Annotated in this window: 13 protein-coding genes; 8 read left to right on the top strand and 5 right to left on the bottom strand. The window is 71.4% G+C overall.

The genetic code is table 11. The features are described from left to right. Positions 1 to 140: 140 nt before the first annotated feature. The gene (locus tag FNH04_RS22955; protein ID WP_152787170.1) at positions 141 to 1949 is read left to right on the top strand and encodes a glycoside hydrolase family 15 protein; all 1809 of its coding nucleotides are present in this window, start codon (positions 141 to 143) and stop codon (positions 1947 to 1949) included. 12 nt (positions 1950 to 1961) lie between these two features. On the opposite strand, the gene FNH04_RS22950 is transcribed toward FNH04_RS22955, so the two are convergent. The 4 genes from FNH04_RS22950 to FNH04_RS22935 all read right to left on the bottom strand — a co-directional run bounded on the left by FNH04_RS22950 (position 1962) and on the right by FNH04_RS22935 (position 7533). Continuing rightward, on the bottom strand, positions 1962 to 4262 hold the full coding sequence (locus FNH04_RS22950; protein WP_152787168.1) for a beta-xylosidase/alpha-l-arabinosidase: 2301 nt from the start codon (positions 4260 to 4262) through the stop codon (positions 1962 to 1964). A 73-nt stretch (positions 4263 to 4335) separates the two neighbouring features. Then, positions 4336 to 5238, bottom strand: coding sequence for a carbohydrate ABC transporter permease (locus FNH04_RS22945; RefSeq protein WP_386574193.1), 903 nt, complete (start codon positions 5236 to 5238; stop codon positions 4336 to 4338). A gap of 4 nt (positions 5239 to 5242) precedes the next feature. Next, complete coding sequence (locus FNH04_RS22940; protein ID WP_152787174.1) at positions 5243 to 6127, bottom strand: carbohydrate ABC transporter permease; 885 nt, start codon at positions 6125 to 6127, stop codon at positions 5243 to 5245. A gap of 26 nt (positions 6128 to 6153) precedes the next feature. Continuing rightward, positions 6154 to 7533 (bottom strand): ABC transporter substrate-binding protein, encoded by a 1380-nt coding sequence (locus tag FNH04_RS22935; protein ID WP_152787166.1) that lies wholly within the window; start codon positions 7531 to 7533, stop codon positions 6154 to 6156. A gap of 141 nt (positions 7534 to 7674) precedes the next feature. Here FNH04_RS22935 and FNH04_RS22930 point away from each other — a divergent pair, with 141 nt between their 5' ends. The 5 genes from FNH04_RS22930 (at position 7675) to FNH04_RS22910 (ending at position 13329) form a co-directional block, all read left to right on the top strand. Continuing rightward, entirely contained in the window at positions 7675 to 8730 is a 1056-nt protein-coding gene (locus FNH04_RS22930) for a LacI family DNA-binding transcriptional regulator (protein ID WP_152787164.1), read from the top strand. 226 nt (positions 8731 to 8956) lie between these two features. Then, positions 8957 to 10297 (top strand): endo-1,4-beta-xylanase, encoded by a 1341-nt coding sequence (locus tag FNH04_RS22925; protein WP_386574190.1) that lies wholly within the window; start codon positions 8957 to 8959, stop codon positions 10295 to 10297. A 116-nt stretch (positions 10298 to 10413) separates the two neighbouring features. After that, entirely contained in the window at positions 10414 to 11484 is a 1071-nt protein-coding gene (locus FNH04_RS22920; RefSeq protein ID WP_322723579.1) for an LCP family protein, read from the top strand. A 123-nt stretch (positions 11485 to 11607) separates the two neighbouring features. Beyond that, on the top strand, positions 11608 to 11964 hold the full coding sequence (locus tag FNH04_RS22915; RefSeq protein WP_152787159.1) for a YciI family protein: 357 nt from the start codon (positions 11608 to 11610) through the stop codon (positions 11962 to 11964). Positions 11965 to 12024: 60 nt separating this feature from the next. Then, positions 12025 to 13329: an RNA polymerase sigma factor gene (locus FNH04_RS22910; protein WP_322723577.1), complete on the top strand. Its 1305-nt coding sequence runs from the start codon at positions 12025 to 12027 to the stop codon at positions 13327 to 13329. Here FNH04_RS22910 and FNH04_RS22905 read toward each other — a convergent pair whose 3' ends face one another. After that, on the bottom strand, positions 13330 to 14562 hold the full coding sequence (locus FNH04_RS22905; RefSeq protein WP_322723576.1) for a class I SAM-dependent methyltransferase: 1233 nt from the start codon (positions 14560 to 14562) through the stop codon (positions 13330 to 13332). 153 nt (positions 14563 to 14715) lie between these two features. Here FNH04_RS22905 and FNH04_RS22900 point away from each other — a divergent pair, with 153 nt between their 5' ends. Together FNH04_RS22900 and FNH04_RS22895 are read left to right on the top strand one after the other, a co-directional pair. Then, positions 14716 to 15657 (top strand): polysaccharide deacetylase family protein, encoded by a 942-nt coding sequence (locus FNH04_RS22900; RefSeq protein WP_228031570.1) that lies wholly within the window; start codon positions 14716 to 14718, stop codon positions 15655 to 15657. 29 nt (positions 15658 to 15686) lie between these two features. Continuing rightward, positions 15687 to 16694 (top strand): polysaccharide deacetylase family protein, encoded by a 1008-nt coding sequence (locus FNH04_RS22895; RefSeq protein ID WP_322723574.1) that lies wholly within the window; start codon positions 15687 to 15689, stop codon positions 16692 to 16694. Positions 16695 to 16835 lie beyond the last annotated feature (141 nt).

The raw sequence follows: 16835 nt of genomic DNA, 5'->3' as shown, positions 1-16835 counted from the left end.
GCTGAGGGGGAGGGTGCCTCGGCCGGGGGATGGCCTCAGCTGGGAGGGACGCCTTCCGGTCGTCCCTGCACCGCGTGCGTGTCTACGCTGGGAAGCACCATCCGGCCGAGGGGACCTGTCCCGGCGAGGAGGGTGCCGTCATGGTGGTGACGAGTCGGTATCTGCCGATCGCTGAGCACGGACTGATCGGTGACCTGCGGACCGTGGCGCTGGTGGGCAGTGACGGCACGATCGACTGGTACTGCTGCCCGCGCTTCGACGCGCCGAGCGTCTTCGCCTCGCTCCTCGACGCCGAGCGGGGCGGCTCGTTCGAGCTGACGGCGGCGGTGCCCGCGAGAACCGGGCAGTTCTACTTCCCCGACACCAACGTGCTGCTCACCCGGTTCTTCTCGGGGGACGGCGTGGGCGAGGTCCAGGACTTCATGCCGGTGCGCGGCGACCCGGCGGAGGCCGGGCGGCACCGGCTGATCCGACGAGTGCTGTGCGTCCGTGGCACCGTGCCGTTCCGGGTGCGCGTGGCGCCGCGGTTCGGCTACGGGACCGAGCCGCACACGCTGCGCACCACGGTGGACACCGCGGTGTTCGAGTCGGCCCGGACATCACTCGCCCTGACCTCCACGGTGCCCCTGCAACGGGACGGCCCCGACGTCCGGGCCGAGTTCAAGCTCGCCGAGGGCGAGGCCGCGGTGTTCGCGCTCGACCACATCGACGGCGACCTGGCCCCGCGGGGCTGTGCCCACGCCGACGCCGAACGGGAGTTCGCGGAGACGGTGGCGTACTGGCGGAGCTGGCTGTCGGCGTCCCGCTACCGCGGCCGGTGGCGCGAGATGGTGCACCGTTCGGCGCTCACACTGAAGCTCCTGACCTACGCGCCGACCGGCGCGATCGTCGCCGCCCCCACCACGAGCCTGCCCGAGCAGCTCGGCGGCGAGCGCAACTGGGACTACCGGTACGTGTGGATCCGCGACGCGGCGTTCTGCGTGTACGCGCTGCTGCGGCTGGGCTTCACCGGCGAGGCCGAGGCGTTCATGCGGTTCCTCACCCGGCACATCAGTTCGGGTAACGGCGGTCCGGCCGGCCCGCTGCAGGTCATGTACGGCATCGACGGCCGCACCGACCTGCCCGAGCGCGAGCTCCCCCATCTGGAGGGCCACCAGGGCTCGGCACCGGTGCGGGTCGGCAACGCCGCCGCCGGCCAGCTCCAGCTCGACATCTACGGCGCCCTGATCGACTCGGTCTACCTCTACGACAGCTGGGCCCAGCCCATCTCCAGCGACCAGTGGGACGACCTCTGCGCGCTGGTCGACTGGGTGTGTGATCACTGGGACCAGCCCGACGAGGGCGTCTGGGAGACGAGGGGCGGGCGCAAGAACTTCCTGTACTCCCGGCTGATGTGCTGGGTGGCCCTCGAACGGGCGATCCGGATGGCCCACCGGCGGGGCCTGCCGGCCGACCTGCCGCGCTGGCGCGAACACCGCGACCGGATCTACCGGCGGATCATGACGCGCGGCTGGTCCGCCTCCCGCCGGGCGTTCGTCCAGTACGAGGACGGCGACGTCCTCGACGCCGCCGTCCTGATGCTGCCCCTGGCCAAGTTCGTCTCGCCCACCGACCCCAAGTGGCTGTCCACGCTCGACGCGCTCACCGGGGACCTGGTGTCCGACTCCCTGGTCTACCGCTACGACTCCGAGGCCGTCCCCGACGGCCTGCGCGGTGACGAGGGCACCTTCTCGATCTGCTCCTTCTGGTACGTCGAGGCCCTGGCCCGGGCCGGAAGGATCGACGAGGCCCGGCTGGCCTTCGAGAAGATGCTCACCTACGCCAACCACCTGGGCCTGTACGCCGAGGAGATCGGCCGCACCGGCGAGCAGCAGGGCAACTTCCCGCAGGCCTTCACCCACCTGGCCCTGATCAGCGCGGCGTTCAACCTGGACCGCGCGCTGGGCTGAGCCCCCGGGTGCCTACGGTTCCGACACCTCCGTCCGGCAGCGCAGCAGCCGCTCCGTGCCCAGCACCCGCTCCGGGCCCGTGAGCGTCAGGCGCGTCGTATGGCGTACGTCCGCGCTGGAGGCGGCCAGGCGCAGTTCCAGGGCGCCCGGTTCGACGACGCGGCGGCCCGTGCGGCCGGTGAAGGCCGACAGGTCGGTGTGGAAGCGGAAGGCGACACGTCGTGACTCGCCGGGGGCGAGCTCCACGCGCCGGTAGCCGACGAGCCGGATGTCGGGCCGGGTCACCTGGGCCACCGGGTCGTGGAGGTAGAGCTGTACGACCTCGGCACCCGCGCGCTCACCCGTGTTGGTGACGGTGACCTCCACGTCGTACGACCCGTCCGTGCCGATCGTGGCCTCGGGTGCCGTGAAGTCGGTCCAGCCGAAGTCGGTGTATGTGCGGCCGTGGCCGAAGGGGTACAGCGGGGTCGGGTCGATGCTGCTGACGTCGCCCGCCAGCCCGAGGGGCGGCTGGAGATACGTCCACGGCTGGCCACCGGGGGCGTGCGGCACGCTCACGGGGAGCCGGCCCGACGGGTTCACCCGGCCGGAGAGGACGCCGGCCACCGCCGGGCCGCCCTCCTCGCCCGGGAAGAACGCCTGTACGGTCGCGGCGAGCCGGCCGTGCCAGCGGCCCAGCGCGTAGGGGCGCCCGGTGAGGAGGACCAGGACCACGGGCGTGCCGGTGGCCGTCAGCGCGTCGAGGAGCTCCGCCTGGACTCCAGGGAGGCGCAGGTCGGGCGCGTCGCAGCCCTCGCCCGAGGTGCCGCGGCCGAAGAGGCCCGCCCGGTCGCCGAGCACCGCCACGACCACGTCGGCCTCCGCCGCGCGGGCCACCGCCTCGGCGAAGCCGCCCGTGTCGTCGCCCGAGGTGTCGCAGCCCTCGGTGTACGTGATCTTCGCGTCGGGGAGTTCGGCGCGCAGCGACTCCCACAGGGTGGGGATCTCGATACCCATGGGGTGCTCGGGGTGGTGGGTGCCGACATGGGACGGGAACGAGTAGCAGCCCAGCATCGCCAGCGGGTCGTGGGCGCGCGGGCCCACCACGGCGACCCGGGTGTCGGGCGCCAGGGGCAGGGCGCCCGTGGGGTTGTCGAGCAGGACCACCGAGGCCTCCGCGAGGCGGCGGGCCAGCGAGCGGTTGGCGGGCGAGTCCAGGTCGACCCTCTCCGGGGGCTCCGGAAGGTCGCCGTCCAGCAGCCCCAGCTCGCACTTCTGGAGCAGCACCCGGCGCGTCGCCCGGTCCACCAGCGACTCGTGGACGGCACCCTCCCGTACCGCCTCCACCAGGGCGTCCCCATAGCAGCGCAGCGTCGGCAGCTCGACGTCGATGCCCGCGCTCAGAGCCGCGCCCGCGGCCTCGGCCGGGGTGCCGGCGATCCGGTGGAGGGTCTCCAGGAAGCCGACGCCGAAGTAGTCGGACACGACCGTGCCCGTGAAGCCCCACTCCTCGCGCAGCAGCCGGGTCAGCAGATACGGGTCCGCGGACGCCGGGACGCCGTCGGTCTCGTTGTACGCGGCCATCACCGACCGCGCGCCCCCCTCGCGCACCGCCATCTCGAACGGCGGCAGGGTCACGTCGGCGAACTCCCGCACCCCGGCCCGCACGGGCGCGAGGTTGCGGGCGCCCACGGACGACGCGTACCCGGCGAAGTGCTTCAGCGTGGCGACGACCCCGGTCGACTCCAGGCCCCGCACGTACGCCGTGCCGATCGTCGCGACCAGGTACGGGTCCTCGCCGATGGTCTCCTCGACCCGCCCCCAGCGCGGATCCCGTACGACGTCCAGGACCGGCGACAGGCCCTGGTGCACGCCCACCGACGCCATGTCGCGGCCGATGTGCCGGGCCATCTCCTCGACCAGGTCCGGGTCGAAGGTCGCGCCCCAGGCCAGGGGGACCGGGTACGCGGTCGCGCCCCAGGCCGTGAAGCCGGCCAGGCACTCCTCGTGGGCGACTGCGGGGATGCCGAAGCGGTTGGCGGCGGTGATACGGCGCTGGGCGCGGGCCAGTGCCTGCGCGCCCAGCGCCGGGTCCACGGGGGCCGTGCCGAAGGAACGGGTGAGCTGGCCGAGGCCCCGGGTGATCAGCTCGTCGAAGTCGAAGGACGCGGTCATGTCGTGCTGGTGGGGGGCGACTCCGCCGCCGTCCGTGGCGGCGCCCACCCACACGCCGTACAGCTGGGCTGTCTTCTCCTCCAGGGTCATCCGGGAGAGCAGGTCGTCTACGCGGTCGGCGGCGGGCAGGGCGGGGTCGCGCCAAGGGGCGGTGGTCATGAAACTCCTGTCGGGGTCCGAGAGTTCACTGGGGCCTGTCCGTGCGGGTGGGTTCACCGGCCGTGCGGGTGGGTCACTTGCCGCCGACACCCATCAGGCCGCCCACGAGGGCGCGACGGGCCACCAGATAGACGACGAAGATCGGGATGCCGGAGAGGACGACCGAGGCGAGCAGCGCGGGGATGTTCACACCGAACTGGCTGACGTAGTTGAAGAGCCCGAGCGTCAGGACGCGCGGGCCGTCCGACTGGGTGAAGATCAGCGGGAAGAGGAAGCCGTTCCAGGCCTGGAGCGCCGCGTAGATCACGACGGTACTGATACCGCCCTTGGCCAGCGGGATCGTCAGCTGGAACAGCATCCGCAGCGGTGAGGCGCCGTCCAGGGCCATCGCCTCGTACAGGTCCTCGGAGACATCCCGCAGGGTGCCGACCAGCACCAGGACCGACACCGGCATCGCGAAGGCCGCCGTCGGCAGGACGACCGCGAGGAGGGTGTCGTACAGGTCGAGCTTGGCGATCAGCAGGTACAGCGGGACGACCACTGCCTGGGCCGGGATCGCGACACCCAGCAGGAACAGCCGTAAGGCGGCGTTCGACCAGCTGTTCCGGGTGCGGACCGCCACGTACGCGAGCGGGATCGACAGCACGAGGACGATGCCCACGACCGCCACGGCCACGATCGCCGTGTTGCTCAGCAGATGGCCGAAGCCGCTGCGCAGGACCGTGTTGTAGTTGTCGAGGGTCGGACTCGTCGGCGGTTTCAGGGGGTTGCCCGTGAGGGCCTTGTCCTGGCCGGTGAGGGAGGCCGACAGCATCGCGTAGACCGGGACGATGACGACCACGAGCCAGAGGAACGAGCCGAGGCCCGCGACCGGGTTGGCACGTCTGGTCCAGTGCCTGTGGCGGCGGCTCGGCGCGGACTCCTCCCGGTCGGACGGACGGGTCTTCACGGGACGCGGCAACGTATCGTGTGACACTCCGTCACATCCCTTCGCGGGTACTGCGCATGGTGCCGAAGCCGGACAGCCGGACCAGCAGCAGGGACAGCCCGGTGGCGGCGAGGACCAGGAACGACGCGATGGCGCTCGCGTAGCCGAAGTCGTACGTCTTGAAGCCCGCCTCGTACATCAGGTACGGCAGGATCGCCGTGTCGGTGCCCGGGCCGCCCTTGGTGAGGATCAGCACGGTCTCGAAGTACGTGAGCGAGCCGACCACGATCAGCACGGTGGACGTCGTGATGGTGTTGCGCAGCTGCGGCAGCGTGATCGAGAAGAACTGGCGGTAGCGGCCCGCGCCGTCGATGGCCGCCGCCTGGTAGAGGACCTGTGGGATCTGCCGGGCGCCGCCCTGGTAGATCAGCGTGTGGAACGGGATGAACTGCCAGCCGCCGACGAACACGATCGCGAGGAACGCCCCGCTGGACGAGCCGAGCGTGTCCTTCTGGATGATGCCGAAGTTCGGGTCGAGCAGCGCGTAGAAGAGCAGCGCGACGGCGGTGGAGGAGAGCAGCAGCGGGACGAAGAAGACCGCGGAGAGGACGGCCCGGTTGCGCTGGGGGCCCGCCGCCCAGACGCCGAGCAGCAGCGCCACCACCGTCTGGAACACCCAGCTCGCCACCGTCAGCGAGACGGTCAGCCACAGGGACTGGGTCAGCCGCGGGTCGTCCAGCAGCTTCTGCCAGTTGGCGAGCCCCACGAGCTGCGGGTCGCCCAGGCCGTCCCACCTGGTGAAGGAGAGGTAGAAGGCCAGAGCCATCGGGACGATCGCGAAGAAGGTGAAGAAGAGGACGCCGGGCAGGGCCCAGACGGCGTGCGGGCGGCCCACCCGGGCGCCCGGCCGCTTGTCGAGCGAGGCACTCTCGTCCAGCGTGGTGCTTTTGCCGAGCGTGGCGCTCACTTCAGACCCTTGCACGCCGCCACGAACTCGCTGGGCGAGGACTGGCCCGCGAACAGCTTGCCGATCTCGGTGTGCATCTTGGTGCCGAGCCCGTCGCCCAGCGCCTGGTCCCAGGAGAGCGTGAAGGCCGGGGCCTTCTCCACCAGGTCGTACTGGAACCTCGCGAACTCGGGGTTGGGCGCCGAGGAGAGCAGCTCGGCCGCGTTCGAGGTGGTCGGGACGTCGCCGAGGTCGACCAGGTCCTTCGCGTACGCCTCCGACGCGCAGGTCCTGAGGAACGCGATCGCCAGGTCCTTGTTCCTCGTACGGGAGTTGATCGACCAGTAGTTGGTGGGGTTGCCGACCACGTTGCGGACGTCGCCCGTGCCGTCCTCGACGGTCGGGAAGGCCGCCCAGCCCAGGTTCTTCCTGGCGAAGTCCGGGAACTTGCCGAGCTGCGTCGAGTACTCCCACGAGCCCATCAGGTGCATGGCGGCCTTGCCCTTGGCGAAGACCGCGGGGGCGCCGCCGTTGACGTACGACACTGAGGTGAACTTGGAGCCGAAGGCGCCGTCGTCGACGAGCTCCTTCACCAGCTCGGCGGCCCTGAGGACGGCCGGGTCGCCCCAGCCCTCGGCGTCGCCGTCCTGGATGCGCCTGAAGACCTCGGGGCCGCCGATACGGTCGACCAGGTACTCCAGCCACATCAGGTCGGGCCAGATGTCGGTGCCGCCGAGGGCGAAGGGGGTGATCTTCGCCTTCTTCAGCTTGGCGTTGTTGTCGAGCAACTGGTCCCAGGTGGTGGGCGGCTGGAGCTTGTGCTCGGCGAAGACGGACTTGTTGTAGAAGAGGATCACGGGCTGCATACCGCGCATCGGTATGCCGTAGTGGCGGCCCTTGAGGTCGCCGGCCGCGAGCACCGAGGGCAGGAAGCCGTCCTTGAGGACCGGGTCGTCCTCGATGATGTCGGTGAGGTCGACGAGCTTGTCCGCCTCCTGGTACGGCTTGATGGAGCCGCCGCCCCAGTTGAAGAACACGTCCGGGGCGCTGGGCGAGCCCATGGCCGTACGGAGTTTGGGGGAGTAGTCGGAGCCGGGCACCTTCTGCAGCTCGACCTTGCCGCCCGCCTTCTTGGCCGCGGCCGACTTGTTGAAGCGGCTCACGCCCGCCTGCTGGACCTTCACGGCGTCGTCGCCGTACACGAAGGCGGTGATCGTGCCGCTGTCGCCGCCCGCGCCGCTGCCGGAGCCGCAGGCGGTGAGCCCGGTGGTGAGAAGCGAGGCGGCACCGGCTCCCAGCACCCAGCGCCTGCTGAACGCACGGTTGCCGGGGCTCCCGCCGGTGGCCTGGCCGGCGCCGGACCGCCCGCTGTAGGACCGCCCTCTGTTCGACTCCATGACAGCACCTCTCGCGATCATTTCGAATGTGCGATGTGTCGTACGTGGTGCGAATGTTTCGGGTGGTACTTCGAATGTTCCGGGAACGTATGGCCGTCGAAAGGGTTCGTCAAGGGGGTGTGCAGGGATACGATCCCGCCCATGAAGCCGACGAAGTCCGCGGAAACACCGACAAGAGCACAGGCCACGCACCCCACGCAGACGGCGACGCTCGCCGAGATCGCCCGTCAGGCGGGTGTCTCGGCTCCGACTGTTTCGAAAGTGCTCAACGGCCGCGCCGACGTCGCCCCCGCGACCCGTACCCGCGTCGAGGAGCTGCTGCGCGAGTACGGCTACCGTCGCCGCCGCGCCGAGGCGACCCGCTCGCCCCTCGTCGACCTGGTCTTCCACGAGCTGGAGAGCGCCTGGGCGATGGAGGTCATCCGGGGCGTCGAGACCGTCGCCCGGGAGGCCGGCCTCAGCGTGGTCCTCTCCGAGAGCGCGGGCCGGCTGACCCCCGGCCGCACCTGGGCCGACCAGGTCGCCGCCCGCCGTCCGCACGGTGTCGTGCTCGTCCTGTCCGGACTCGACGCCTCCCAGCGGGCGCTGCTGACCAGCAGGTCCATCCCGTTCGTGGTGATGGATCCGGCGGGCGACCCGGGCGACGACGTGCCGTCGATCGGCGCCACCAACTGGCAGGGCGGGCTGGCCGCCACCCGCCATCTGGTCGAACTGGGGCACGAACGCATCGGCGCGATCAGCGGGCCCTCACGGATGATGTGCAGTCGGGCACGGCTGGACGGCTACCGGGCCGCGCTGGAGACGGCCGGGCTTCCGGTGGACCTGGAACTGGTCAAGGCCGGCGACTTCCACCACGAGACCGGCTACCGCCTGGGCCTCGAACTGCTCCGCCTGCCGGACCGCCCCACCGCCGTCTTCGCGGGCAACGACCTCCAGGCGCTCGGCCTGTACGAGGCCGCCCGCGAGCTGGGCCTGCGGATCCCGGAGGACCTGAGCGTGGTCGGCTTCGACGACCTGCCGGTGGCCCGCTGGGTGGGCCCGCCGCTGACGACCGTACGGCAGCCCCTGCTGGAGATGGCCGAGGCGGCGACCCGGCTGGTGCTGGACCTGGGCCGCGAGGAGGGCTCTCCGGCGGCGACGCGGGTGGAACTGGCGACGAGCCTGGTGGTGCGCAGCAGCACGGGTCCGCGCCCCTGAAGGGGCCGGTCGCTCCCCCAGGACCACCGGCAGAACCCGGCAGACGAGACGCACCTGGCCACGAGCGGCAGCGACTGCGTATTGACGGGTGCGGCGTCCACCCTCACACTCCTCCGAAGTCAATCGGTTGCACGACCGAAACTTTCGGAGGCACCCCACCATGAGAACCTCCAGATCCTCCAGAACCTCCAGAACCTCCAGAGCCCCCAGAGCCCCCAGATCCTCTGTGCCCTCCCGTCTCACTGCCCTGGTCACCGGCGCGGCGGCGCTGGGCGCACTGCTGACCGCCGCTCCCGCCGCCCACGCCGCGGACCTCCCGCTGCGCGACCTCGCCGCCGCCAAGGGCAAGGCCATGGGCACAGCCGTCACCGGCTCGAAACTCACCGGCACCTACGGCGAGATCGCCGGACGGGAGTTCAACTGGCTCACTCCCGGCAACGCCATGAAGTGGGGCTCCGTCGAGCCCACCCGCGGCAACTTCAACTGGACCGAGGCGGACCAGATCGTCGACTTCGCCGAGGCCCACGGCCAGGAGGTCCGCGGCCACACCCTCGTCTGGCACAGCCAGAACCCGAGCTGGCTGACCAACGGCACCTGGACCTCCGCCCAGCTCGGCCAGCTGCTGAACGACCACATCGCACTGGAGGTCGGCCGCTACAAGGGCCGGCTGGCCGCCTGGGACGTGGTGAACGAGCCGTTCAACGAGGACGGCACCTACCGCCAGACCCTCTGGTACAACGGCCTCGGCGCCGACTACATCGCCCAGGCCCTGACCGCCGCCCGCGCGGCCGACCCGAGCGCCAAGCTCTACATCAACGACTACAACGTCGAGGGCGTCAACGCGAAGAGCACCGCTCTCTACAACCTGGTCAGGTCGCTGAAGGAGCGGGGCGTCCCGATCGACGGCGTCGGCCTCCAGGCCCACCTGATCCTCGGTCAGGTCCCCTCCACCCTCCAGCAGAACATCCAGCGCTTCGCCGACCTGGGTGTGGACGTGGCCATCACGGAGCTGGACATCCGTATGCAACTTCCCGCCACGGCGGCCAAGTTGGCGCAGCAGGCGGACGAGTACAAGGCCGTCGTGGCCGCGTGCGTGGCGGTGAGCCGGTGCACCGGGGTCACCGTGTGGGGCTTCACGGACTCCGACTCATGGATCCCGGACGTCTTCCCCGGCTACGGCGCGGCCACCCCGTACGACGAGAACTACGCGCCGAAACCGGCGTACGGAGGCATCGCCACAGCCCTCGGCGGTACGACGACACCGCCCCCGACGGGCGCGTGCACGGCGACGTACAGCGTCACGAACCAGTGGAACACCGGCTTCACGGGCCAGGTGAGGATCGCCTGCTCCGGGGCGTCCCTCTCCTCCTGGAAGGTGAACTGGACGTACGGCGCGGGCCAGCGGATCAGCCAGGCCTGGAACGCGACCTGCACCCAGACGGACGCGGCGGTCAGCTGTGCGAACGCCTCGTGGAACGGGACCGTGCCGGACGGCGGTTCGGTGACGTTCGGCTTCAACGCGAGCTGGAGCGGCAGCAATCCGGTACCTGCGGTGACACTCGGCTGAGTCCCTGTCGCACCGGGCTGAACGCCGCATGAACACGGGGCGGGAAGTCTGAGAATTCCCGAAGAAAGCGGGTGGGACGTCTCCGCCCGTAACAATTCGGACGTACGTTCCTGCGTGTGACTGTACGAGACTACGAGCGCGGGGACGACAGCGGAGAAGCGGGCAGACGCGGGGGCCGGCGGTCGGGACTGCTGAAGGCCGCCGGCCTGACGCTCGCCGGTGTCCTCGTGCTCGGCGCGGGGGCGGCCGGCTGGGCGTACTGGCAGCTGAACGACAACATCAAGAGCGTCGACATCAACAGCGCGCTGGGCGACGACCGCCCCGCGGCGGCCGTGTCGAGCCCGTCGCCCTCGTCCTCCGCCTCCGCGTCCCCCGTGCCCAGAGGCGCCCTGAACATCCTGGTCCTCGGCTCGGACTCCCGCAGCGGCGAGGAGAACGCGGAACTCGGCGGCGGGGACAGTTCCGGCGCCCGGTCCGACACGGCGATGGTCGTCCATATCGACGAGGGGCGTACCGAGGCGACGGTCGTGAGCATCCCGCGCGACACGCTGGTCACGCGCCCCTCGTGCCCCCTGCCGTCGGGCGGTTCGACGGCGGTGGCGTACGGCGCGATGTTCAACAGCGCGTACTCGGTGGGCGGCCCCGTCTGTGCGGTGAAGACGGTCGAGTCGATCACCGGTATCCGTATGGACCACTACATGGAGATCGACTTCTCGGGCTTCGCGAAGCTGGTGGACGCGCTGGGCGGGGTGACCGTCACGACGGACGAGGACATCGACGACGAGGACAGCCGTCTGAAGCTGGAGGCGGGCACCCACCACCTGGACGGCGAACAGGCGCTGGCCCTGGCCCGCACCCGCCACGGCATCGGCGACGGCAGTGATCTGGGCCGAATAGGGCTGCAGCAGAAACTGGTGAAGGCGCTGCTGGACCAGATCTCCTCCACCGACCTGCTGACCAGCCCCACCAAGCTCTACGAGGTGGCCGACGCCGTCACGGGCAGTCTGACGACGGACACGGGTCTGGACTCGCTGAGCGAGCTGATGGCCCTGGGCCGGAGTCTCGGGGACCTCTCCTCGGACGACGTACGGACGGTCACGATGCCGGTGGTCACGGCCCCGTCGGACCGCAACCGGGTGGTGGCGGACGAGCCGGAGGCGAGCGAGCTGTGGAAGTCGCTGGGCTGAGGCGATCCCGGGCGGAAAAAAATCTTCGGAGAAAAATTCAGGGTGGTGTCGATCCGGGTGTCTTCCGTACGACGTAGGGGATGAGAGGCGGGGACAGGCCCCGCCGCCACCTGAGGAGTCACCATGCCGCGCTACCTGTCGATGGTCAGGATCGACGAGTCGACCGCTCCCGCCGAGGGCCCCAGCCCCGAGATGATGGAGCGGATGGGGGAGCTGCTGGAGGAGATCACCAAGGCGGGCGTCATGCTCGACACCGCCGGACTGATGCCGACCGCCCAGGGCAAGAGGGTGCACTGGGAGGGCGGCCGGGCGTCGGTCATCGACGGGCCGTTCACCGAGACCAAGGAGGTCGTCGGCGGCTACGCGGTCATGCAGTGCAAGGACATGGCCGAGGCGCTGGAGTGGACCAAGCGCTTCGTGCAGGTGCACGGGGAGGAATGGACGCTGACCTGCGAGGTCCGGGAGATCCAGGAGGGCTGACGCCCCGTCTCTGACAGGGGGTTTTGTCCGCGGGACGGTACGGGTGTCGAATGGTGGACTGTGACACCACAGTCCACCGGCACCGGCACCGGCACCAGCACCAGCACCGACACCGCCACGAGCGCCATCGAGACCGTCTTCCGGATCGAGTCCCCCCGCGTCATCGCCGGCGTCGCCCGGATCGTGCGGGACGTCGGCATCGCGGAGGAACTGGCCCAGGACGCGCTGGTCGCGGCCCTGGAGCAGTGGCCGCGGGACGGGGTCCCGGACAACCCGGGCGCCTGGCTCACGGCCACCGCCAAGCACCGGGCGATCGACCTCGTACGGCGCCGGGAGCGGTACGCGCGCAAGCTGGAGGAGGTCGGGCGGGACCTCTCCGTGAACGCGCCGTACCACCTCGACGAGCCCTCCGGCCCCGGGGACATCGACGACGACCTGCTCCGGCTCGTCTTCACCGCCTGTCACCCGGTGCTGTCCGCCGAGGCCCGTATCGCGCTCACGCTCCGGCTGCTCGGCGGGCTGACCACGGCCGAGATCGCCCGCGCCTTCCTCGCCCCCGAGCCGACGATCGCCCAGCGCATCGTGCGAGCGAAGCGGACCCTCGCCACCAAGGGCGTCGCCTTCGAGGTGCCGTACGGCCCGGACCGGGAGGCCCGCCTCGACTCCGTCCTGGAGGTCATCTACCTGATCTTCAACGAGGGGTACACGGCCACCGCAGGGGACGACTGGCTGCGGCCCGCGCTGTGCGAGGACGCCCTGCGGCTCGCCCGCGTCCTCGCCCAGCTGATGCCCAAGGAGCCCGAGGTGCACGGGCTGGCCGCGCTGCTGGAACTCCAGGCGTCGCGTGCCGCCGCCCGCGTCGGGCCGTCCGGCGAGGCGGTCCTGCTCAAGGACCAGAACCGCCGCCGCTGGAACCGCATGCTGATCGCCCGCGGTTTCGACGCGCTCGGCCGCGCCAACGCCGTCGCCACGGCTGGCCCCGGCCCGTACGCCCTGCAGGCCGCCATCGCCGCCTGTCACGCCCAGGCGTACACGTACGAGGAGACGGACTGGACCACGATCGCCACCCTCTACGGCCTGCTCGCCGCCCGGACCCCGTCCCCGGTCGTGGAGCTGAACCGCGCGGTGGCCGTCTCGATGGCGGACGGCCCGGAGCCCGCCCTGGAGATCGTCGACCGTCTCGCCGCCGAACCCGCCCTGCGGGACTACCACCTGCTGCCCAGCGTGCGCGGCGACCTGCTGGCCCGCCTCGGCCGTACGGAGGAGGCGCGGGCCGAGTTCGACCGGGCGGCCGGGCTGGCGCGCAACGAGCGGGAGCGGGAGTTGCTGCGGGGGAGGGCCGAGGGCGTGGGCCCCGCGCAGTGATCAGGCCGGGTGGCCGATCAGCATCGTCGGCGCCCCCGCGACCCGGGTCAGGAAGACGGTGGCCGAGTGGGGGCCCTGGAGCTTGACCTTCCTGCGCAGTTCCTCCGGTTCCACGGCCGACCCCCGCTTCTTCACCGTCAGAACGCCGACCTGCCGCTCCCGCAGCAGAGCCCTCAGCTTCTTGACGTTGAACGGAAGCCGGTCGGTGATCTCATAGGCGGAGGCGTACGGGGTCGGATGGAGGGCATCCGCCGTGACATAGGCGATCTGCGGGTCGATCAGCCCGCCGTCGAGTTCCGCTGCGGCCTCCGCCACCAGGTGGGCGCGGATGACGGCGCCGTCGGGCTCGTACAGATAGCGCCCCACCGGCCGCACCGGCGGGTTCGGGAGGCCGCGTCCGCGCAGGGCGCGCGGGCCGGGCAGCAGGGTGGCCCGTACGGCCCCGGGCTCCGTGCCGAACCACAGCACCGCCTCCTTCACGTCCCCGCCGTCCGAGATCCACTCGGCCTCGGCCTCGGCGGGAACCGCCTCGTGGGGGATGCCGGGGGCGATCTTCAGTGCGGCGCGCGGGGCCTTCGCGGCGGTCCCGACGGCCCACGACAGCGGCGGTGAGTACGCCTCCGGGTCGAAGATCCGTCCGCCCGTCGCCCGGCCACCACCCCTCACCGACGTGCTTCGCACGGCACCTCCTGGTCCGCCCCCACGCCTTGCCGGGTCCACGAAGACCGCGTCGTACGGCGCCACGTCCACGTCCGTGACATCGGCCTCCCGTACCTCGATCAGGTCCGCCAGGCCGAGCGCCGCCGCGTTCGCCCGGGCCACAGCCGCCGTCAGCGGGTCGTGGTCGACGGCAAGGACCCGTATCCCCGCGCGCGCCAGCGCGATCGCGTCGCCGCCGATACCGCAGCACAGATCGGCCATGGACCGTACGCCCAGCTCCGCGAACCGCCCTGCCCGGTACGTCGCCACGGTCGTCCGCGTGGACTGCTCGACCCCGTTCGGAGTGAAGAACATCCGCTCCGCGTCCTGCGCACCGAACTTGGCGGCCGCCCGCTGCCGCAGCCGTGCCTGGGCGAGGGCGGCGGAGACGAGGCCGGCCGGGTGGTCGCGGCGCAACCGGGTCGCGACGGCCAGCTCCGCCGCCGGTTCGGTGCCGCGCACCTCGTCGAGGAGGGCACGGCCCTCGGGGGTGAGGAGGGCGGCGAAGGAGTCCGCGGGTGCTAGGTCGTTCACCGGGACATTGTCGGCCAGTCGGTGGATGGTGTGCGTCCGTCGGTGGATGGTGTGCGCCCGGTGGCGGTGTCGGGCCGGGGGAGGGGCGGTGGCCTGCGAGGATGCGGCGCCATGCGACTCGTACGACTAAATGATGAAAAGCGTGCGAAGTGGATGCGTGTGCGGGGCGGGGCAGTCGTGCTGGCCGTCGCCGCCCTGGCGTCCACCGCGTGCGGGGGCGCAGCCGGTCCGGTCGACACGGCCGACACGGCCGACACGTCCCCGGAGGCCGAGGCGGGCCCGGAGGTGCGGCCCGCCCCCGGTCGTCGGGGCGACTTCCAAGCGCCCCCCGCGCGCGCCCTCGACGCATACGCCTCGAAACTGCGCCGGTCGTACGCGGCCCGAGCCCTCGCCGCGAAGCGCTGGCGGCTCGCCAAGGTGCCCCTGTCGCCGCCCGCGCCCCCGGCGAGGAAGCCCGTTCTCCGGACCCGCGAGGGCTTCGAGGTCGCCGGGCACGAGGAAGAGGGCCTGCCGCCCGTCTTCACCACCGTCCCCACCCGCCACAAGATCGTGTTCCTGACGGTGGACGACGGCGCCGAGAAGGACCCGGCGTTCCTGCGGATGATGAACGACCTGAACATCCCGTACACCGCCTTTCTCAGCGACTACCTGGTGAAGGAGAACTACGGCTACTTCGAGCGCATGCAGGACAACGGTGTCACCCTGAACAACCACACCCTCCACCACCGCTACCTGCCCGCCCTCTCGTACGCGGAGCAGAAGCGCGAGATCTGCGGGATGCAGGACGTCATCGAGAAGCGGTACGGCAGGCGGCCCGCCCTCTTCCGGCCGCCGTACGGCAACTACAACCGCGACACCCTGCGCGCGGCCGGATCCTGCGGCATCAAGGCCGCCCCGCTGTGGAACGAGGAGGTCTTCCCCGACCGCTGGGACTACCGCGAGGCGGACCGGGACCTCCACCCCGGCGACATCGTCCTCAGCCACTTCCGGGGGAGGGGTGACTGGGACGGGACGATGCCGGACATGGTCCGCGCCTTCATGAAGCTGGTGACCGACAAGGGTTACGCCGTGGCCCGCCTGGAGGACTATCTGTGAGGCCCGCGTCCACGCGGGGGCGCTGCGCTGTGGCCGCCGGCCTGTTGGCCGCGGCCCTCCTGGCCGGATGCGCCCCGTCCACCGACCCACGCGAACGTCTGGCCGAGAGAGCAGCGGAACCGGTGGAGGCGGCGGAACCGGTGGAGGCGGCGGAACCGGTGGAGTCGGTGGAGGCGGCGGAGTCGGCCAGGACACGAGGTCCGAAGGGCCTGGCCTGGACGGATGGTCCGCAACGCCCACCCCGGGCGGACGCGTACCGCCGCTGGGGCCTCGCCGAGCCGCTCGCACCCGCACCCGCACCCACGCCGAGGCCGTCCGACCGGCCGCGTACCGCGCCGCGGGCCGCCGGGCCCGGCCTGCCGCCGCTCGTCGACCGCGTCCCCACGAACGACAAGGTCGTCTTCCTGACGTACGACGACGGAGCCGGCAAGGACCCGCGGTTCGTCGCCATGCTCCGTGAACTGCGGCTCCCGGTCAGTCTGTTCCTCACCGGCGGCGTCGCCGGGCCCGGATACGGCCACTTCGCACGGCTCCGCTCGGTCGGCGCGACCCTCCAGAACCACACGCTGAACCACCGCTCCCTGCGCGGCCTCCCCCACACCGGCCAGCGCGCCGAGATCTGCGGCCAGCAGGAGAAGCTGCGCCGGCGCTTCGGCGTCCGCCCCCGGCTCCTGCTGCCGCCCTACGGCACGTACGACGCCACCACACTCCGCGCCGCCGCCGACTGCGGGATCTCGGCGGTGGTCCTGTGGCGCGTCACGCCACGCCACGACGACCTCCGCTACAGGACGGGCGACCGCCGCCTTCGCCCCGGCGACATCGTGTTGTTCCACTTCCGGACCCCGGCGGAACGAACCGGCGCGTCCCTGACGGAGATGACGGCGAGGGCCCTGAGGAGGATCCAGGAACAGGGGTTCACGGTGGGAAGGCTGGAGGACTACGTCTTCGGGGGACTTGGCCGTCGGGCGCTTGAGGACGGGAGGCCCCAGCCTCTCCGTGGCTTGAGGACGGGGGACCCCCGGCCCGTCTGGGGCTGAGGACGGGAGGCTCCCAGCCCCTCCGGCGGTTGAGAACGGCGGACCCCCCAGCGCCCGTCCGTGGCTGGAGGACGGGAGACCCCCAGCCGGTCCGGCGCTTGAGGACGAGGCCGTTCAGGCCGATATCGGGGGTCTGGGGGC

The organism is Streptomyces phyllanthi (assembly GCF_009377205.1).
Taxonomy (GTDB): domain Bacteria; phylum Actinomycetota; class Actinomycetes; order Streptomycetales; family Streptomycetaceae; genus Streptomyces; species Streptomyces phyllanthi.
This window is presented reverse-complemented; position numbering and strand designations above follow the sequence as displayed.

Coding starts and splice junctions, on each gene's coding strand:
- FNH04_RS22955 (WP_152787170.1), top strand. CDS start 141: ATGGTGGTGACGAGTCGGTATCTGCCGATCGCTGAGCACGGACTGATC.
- FNH04_RS22950 (WP_152787168.1), bottom strand. CDS start 4,262: ATGACCACCGCCCCTTGGCGCGACCCCGCCCTGCCCGCCGCCGACCGC.
- FNH04_RS22935 (WP_152787166.1), bottom strand. CDS start 7,533: ATGGAGTCGAACAGAGGGCGGTCCTACAGCGGGCGGTCCGGCGCCGGC.
- FNH04_RS22930 (WP_152787164.1), top strand. CDS start 7,675: ATGAAGCCGACGAAGTCCGCGGAAACACCGACAAGAGCACAGGCCACG.
- FNH04_RS22915 (WP_152787159.1), top strand. CDS start 11,608: ATGCCGCGCTACCTGTCGATGGTCAGGATCGACGAGTCGACCGCTCCC.
- FNH04_RS22900 (WP_228031570.1), top strand. CDS start 14,716: ATGCGTGTGCGGGGCGGGGCAGTCGTGCTGGCCGTCGCCGCCCTGGCG.